We start from the raw sequence: 5486 nt of genomic DNA on the forward strand, positions 1-5486 counted from the left end.
AATTGGTTTAGGTAAATTAAAATTTGGTTAAAGGGGCTTTGCAAGAATCTTTTTTTGATTTTTTTGTAGAAAACTTGATCCGCCCATTATTACTTTGCTATTAACATTAGTGCATTTTAAAATATGAAACCCAAAGTTTTTATGGAGACGCCGCGGCTTATTTTGAGGGAATGGATAGTGACTGATGTGCCGCCATTTATCGCCTTAAACAATCACACAGCCGTGATGGAATTCTTTCCATCTGTCAAAACCGCAGATGAAACTATAGAACAGATTGGCCGGATCAGCAGCCATATCGAAAAACATGGTTATGGCTTTTTTGCGGTGGAACGGAAAGATACCCGGCAATTTATTGGTTTCACAGGCCTTGCACATCCGGGTTTTGAAGCGGAATTTACCCCCTGTATTGAAATTGGCTGGCGTTTAAGCCGCGAAAGCTGGGGCTATGGCTTTGCCTCGGAAGCTGCAAAAGCCTGCCTCAAGTTTGGTTTTGATAATTTAGAGGTTGATGAAATATACTCTTTTACTTCCGTACAAAATATCCGATCGGAAGAGGTGATGAAGAGGATAGGCATGATAAAGGAAGGGTATTTTGAACACCCACTGATTGAAGACGGGCATTTTTTAAAGAAGCATGTGTTGTATAAAATTATTCGATAGCTTCGTATCGTGGAGGTAAATACTCCCGCATGAAAAATGAAAAAAGCAATCCTTGGTTTCGCATTATTTTTATGGTTTAACGCGGGCTATAGCCAGTCGTCTGTACACGATCTTCAATTTGATACCCTGGCAAAACGCTGGGACGAGGCTATACCATTAGGCAATGGAATGCTGGGCGCTTTGGTTTGGCAAAAAGACGATAAACTTCGCTTTTCATTAGACAGGGCTGATCTATGGGATTTGCGCCCCATGAACGGGCTGCACCGTAAGGAGTTTAACTACCAATGGGTGATTGGGCAAGTGATGAAAAAAGATTATGCCCCCGTACAGCAATATCTTGATGCGCCTTATGACAAAGAACCTGCCCCGTCACGCATCCCCGGCGGCGCACTTGAGTTTGCGACTCAAGATTGGGGTAAAGTAAAATCTGTCCATTTATTTATTAACCAGGCGATTTGCGAAGTGAAATGGGCTAACGGTACTGTTTTAAAAACGTTCGTACATGCAACGGCGCCTGTTGGTTGGTTTCGGTTCGAAAACGTAAAGGCGGGTTTTAAACCGCAATTAATAATGCCCAAATTTCAGGGTGCGGTAAAGATCTCCGGTGACCCGGTTGGGGGCGATGACCTTTCAAGACTTGGGTACGCCCAGGGTATAACTAAACAGCAGGGGAACAGCATTACTTATGAGCAACCAGGCTGGGGTGGTTTTAAGTACGAAATTAATGTGCGCTGGCAGCAGATCGACAAAAGTACTATAGAAGGGGTATGGAGCATCTCGTCGCAATACCCGGATAAAAAAATCGCCCCCTTGGCATCTGCCATAACGCAGCGGGCTTTGCATTTGCAATATTTCAATGCATATGCTTCTCATATTTTGTGGTGGCGTAATTTTTGGGATAGATCTGCCATTCACATACCTGATACTTTACTGGAAAAGCAATGGTATATGCAGCAGTATAAATTTGGCTCTGCTTCAAGAAAAGGGGCGCCGCCAATTTCGCTGCAGGCCGTCTGGACAGCCGATAATGGCCGCATACCGCCCTGGAAAGGGGATTACCACCACGACCTGAATACGCAGCTCAGTTACTGGCCCTGTTACAGCGCCAATCACCTGGAGGATGGGTTGGCTTACCTCGACCACCTGGATGCAAATAAAGCCAATTATAAGCGCTACACGAAAATGTATTTCGGAAAAGAAGGTTTAGCCGTACCGGGCGTAACCACGCTGGATGGGACGGAAATGGGGGGATGGATTCAATATTCATTGTCGCCAACGGTGTCTTCATGGCTAGCGCAGCATTATTACCTGCAATGGCGCTATAGCATGGATAGGAAATTCCTTAAAAACAGGGCCTATCCCTGGATAAAGGATGTAGCTGTTTTTCTTGAAAATATAGCTATTAAAGATAAAAACGGCTTTCGTAAATTACCAATCAGCTCGAGCCCCGAAATAAATGACAATGATTTAAGCGCCTGGTTTTTTCAGGATACAAATTATGACCTTGCATTAATGAAATCCACATTTAAAATGGCTTCAGAATTGGCTGGTGAGCTTGGTTTAAAGAATGATGCTGCACATTGGAAAAAGATATCAGGTGAATTTGATGATTTTGCGTTGACGCCAAATGACGAATTGATGTTTTCGCCGACATTGGCTTATAATCAATCGCACCGGCATTTCTCGCATATGATGGCTATACACCCCCTTGGGTTGATAAAGTGGGAAGATGGACCAAAATCACAGCGCATCATAAAAAATAGCATCCATTTATTGGATAGTATTGGCCCGGATTACTGGTGCGGTTATTCATATGCATGGCTGGCAAATATGAAAGCAAGAGCAAAAGACGGCGAAGGCGCGGCAAAAGCCTTGCAGATCTTCGCAAAGGCGTTTTGCTCCGTAAATAGTTTTCATTTAAATGGCGATCAAACAAAATCAGGTTATTCAAAATTTCAATATCGCCCGTTTACGCTCGAAGGTAATTTTGCGTTTGCGGCAGGGTTACAGGAAATGCTGATCCAAAGTTATGCCGGTTTCATAGCCATAATGCCAGCTTTACCATCAGCCTGGAATAATGTTTCTTTTGAAAACCTCCGGACCGAGGGCGCCTTCCTGGTAAGTGCGAAGAAGGTAAACGGCATTACTTCATTCATCAAAATAAAAAGCGAAAAAGGAGGGAAATGCGTCATTCAAACAGATATTCCGGTTAATCAGATTAAAATCCGAAGCCGGTCAGCGCCAAAAGTGACCAAAGGTAAAGATGGGAAAACATACATAGCGTATGAAACGGTAAGCGGCGAGGTTGTTAGTATTTTAAACAGCGCACGTTAATTTGTGAATTGTATTGCCATCTAAATTTACATCCCGGTAAATCAAAAACACCTGCCATGTTGTATATTTGATCACCTCACCAGGAACCAACCATGATAAAATCTTTACTATTTTCGGCGGTTATTATTTTCCTTTTCATGGCAAACTGCCAGGTGCTTCAGGCCCAGCAAACAAATGGCGTTGTAATTTTCCATATTTATTCTACGCATACCTCATTCCCCGATACGGGACGCAGTAAGGGGCATTTTTACGATAGTGTTTTGTATTCTGCGAAGGAGCATTACAATGATAGTACCGTACTGATCATCGCCCCTAAAAACCTGGATGCTAAAAAGAAAGTCGACCTGATTTTTTGGTTCCACGGCTGGCGCAACAATGTTGACCATGCCGCGGTAGAATATGAATTAACCAAACAGTTTATTGAGAGTAAAAGAAACGCCGTTCTGGTGCTGGCCGAAACGGCCCGTGATTCTCCCGATAGCTATGGCGGCAAACTTGAAAAGCCGGGAGATTTTAAAGCGCTGGTAAGCGATGTGCTGCAGGGATTAAAAGATAAATACCTGGTATCGGAAAATTGCGTTTCAGACCATATCTTGCTCGGCGGGCATAGTGGCGCGTACGAAGTAATGGCGATGATCATTAAAAACGGTGGTGTGCCTATTGATGAGGCGATGCTGTTTGACTCGTTATACGGCAAAACTGAAATTTTTATGGAGTGGATAAAGGCCGATAAAGGAAACCGTTTTATTCATTTATATACCGATGTGGGCTACGGCCCCAAAGAAGAGAGTGAACGGATGAACAAACTGCTGGATACTGCTAAGATCAGCTATTTTATGGTGGAAGAAAAAGACTTAAAGCCTGGTATGTATGATAAATACCCGCTGATCTACATTCACAGCCTGAAACAGCATAATGATATTGTGAACCCCGATAATTTCAGGCTGATGCTGGAGCATACGCCGTTTTTGAAGCAGTTGTAACACTTGTCATTTACAAGGTTGGGATAGGTCATTCAAAATTTAACCCTTGCCGATATCGTCGGATACGCTTCAAAGGGTTTTTCAGTGGCAGTATGTTATTAAAAATTTAAGCGTCCTCAAATGCGTAGTTTTACGTAAAAAATAGCGTGTTTATACTATGGTTTGATTTACAGCTTCGCCTTAATTTAGCGGCACCTGGTTAATTAAACTTTTATAAAATGGCGGTACGAATAATATGCATCAAACGGGATCAGGGTAGATATAAAAATCCATATGTAGCAATTGATTACCTGGAGTGGATAAACGAAAGGATCAATGTTAAAGGCATTACGGACAGGACTGCTATACACGACTGGCTAAAAGAAGAAAAAGGGGAGGCCTATATCATTAATAAAAATGGCGAAAAAATTTACCTGATACCTGCTACCTGCCCTGAAGGTAACAAATATGTGAAAACTGTGGTAGACGAGACTGTACCGGATGATCTGTTAGCGTTGCCGGATTGTGTGTAGAAGCTGGTTATTTGCCCCAATCTTTAAAAGGGTTTTTAGCGAGGTATGAATTGTAATAACGTTTATCGTCGCTCACTTCCCGGGTAATCCAATCTGGTTGTTCAAAGGCCTCATCTTCCTGCTGCAATTCTATTTCAGCCATGATCAAACCATGGTTATCGCCCCAAAATTCATCCACTTCCCATAATTTTCCTTCAAAAGTGATACGGTATCTGGTTTTTTCGACCTCAGACCCGGCAAATCCATCAATTAATTGAAGCGCCTCTTCAACGGGGATTTCATATTCAAATTCCTTACGGGTAATTCCGGTAGTAGAACTTTTTATCGTGATAAAGCCCTTTTTACCAGCTGCTCTCACCCTTATTGTTTTACTGGCCTCATCAACAATATAGCCCTGCCGGTAGTGGATGCCCTGAGGTTTGTTGATTTCCCCCCATTTTTCATGGTCAACTAAAAATTTTCGTTCTATTTCAACTCCCATGTCATCAGGCGTTCAAAGGGTGTTCAATAGTAGTTGCTTTCTTCAAAAAGTCATCAGCCAGGTTGGTTATGCTTCGTTTTACACTCGAATTTACTTTTTTTATTTTCGCCACTATTGGTTTGTCATTTAGCTCAGGTGTCGAAAACAGTTCCTCGGCCACCAGGTTATCGTGCCATTTCCCAATAGCCTCCTGTAATTTATCCAGGTAAGCGGTATTAAAAGGCACGGAACCATTAAGGGCTTTTTCGGCCAGCTTATGGTTGTAAACTAAAATTTTGATCAACTTGCGGTTGGTGTGCATGTCCTCTGTAAAGCCTGATACCGCAAGGTTGGTGGCGATATTGCTGAGTTGTAGCTTGTAGTAATCTGCTATCATGCTATCGTCAACCTTTTGCAACTGCTTTTTGAGCCTTTTATGAGCGGTTTTTATGTTTTTAAAAAACTGAGGGCTATTTGAGCGAAATTCGATAGTGCCTTCTTCAATTATTTTTTGCTGACCTTCTTCAAATTGTTTGT

At 42.5% G+C, this 5486-nt stretch carries 6 protein-coding genes; 4 read left to right on the top strand and 2 right to left on the bottom strand.

The window, feature by feature from the left end; all coding sequences use genetic code 11:
* Positions 1 to 123 precede the first annotated feature (123 nt).
* The 4 genes from QZY09_RS23860 (at position 124) to QZY09_RS23875 (ending at position 4489) form a co-directional block, all read left to right on the top strand.
* Positions 124 to 660: a GNAT family N-acetyltransferase gene (locus tag QZY09_RS23860; protein ID WP_295677001.1), complete on the top strand. Its 537-nt coding sequence runs from the start codon at positions 124 to 126 to the stop codon at positions 658 to 660.
* A 36-nt stretch (positions 661 to 696) separates the two neighbouring features.
* A complete protein-coding gene (locus QZY09_RS23865) occupies positions 697 to 2994 on the top strand; it encodes a glycoside hydrolase family 95-like protein (RefSeq protein ID WP_295677003.1) in 2298 nt (765 codons plus the stop codon).
* 92 nt (positions 2995 to 3086) lie between these two features.
* Entirely contained in the window at positions 3087 to 3977 is an 891-nt protein-coding gene (locus tag QZY09_RS23870; RefSeq protein ID WP_295677005.1) for a hypothetical protein, read from the top strand.
* A 218-nt stretch (positions 3978 to 4195) separates the two neighbouring features.
* Complete coding sequence (locus QZY09_RS23875; protein WP_295677007.1) at positions 4196 to 4489, top strand: DUF3892 domain-containing protein; 294 nt, start codon at positions 4196 to 4198, stop codon at positions 4487 to 4489.
* 7 nt (positions 4490 to 4496) lie between these two features.
* On the opposite strand, the gene QZY09_RS23880 is transcribed toward QZY09_RS23875, so the two are convergent.
* Both QZY09_RS23880 and QZY09_RS23885 read right to left on the bottom strand, forming a co-directional pair.
* Positions 4497 to 4970, bottom strand: a complete 474-nt coding sequence (locus tag QZY09_RS23880) for a CYTH domain-containing protein (RefSeq protein ID WP_295677010.1) — start codon at positions 4968 to 4970, stop codon at positions 4497 to 4499.
* Positions 4971 to 4974: 4 nt separating this feature from the next.
* Positions 4975 to 5486 (bottom strand): CHAD domain-containing protein (locus QZY09_RS23885; RefSeq protein WP_295677013.1); only part of this gene is annotated, 512 nt, incomplete at its 5' end.

Origin of the sequence: uncultured Mucilaginibacter sp., from assembly GCF_903913935.1 — a bacterium.
Classification (GTDB): Bacteria; Bacteroidota; Bacteroidia; order Sphingobacteriales; family Sphingobacteriaceae; genus Mucilaginibacter.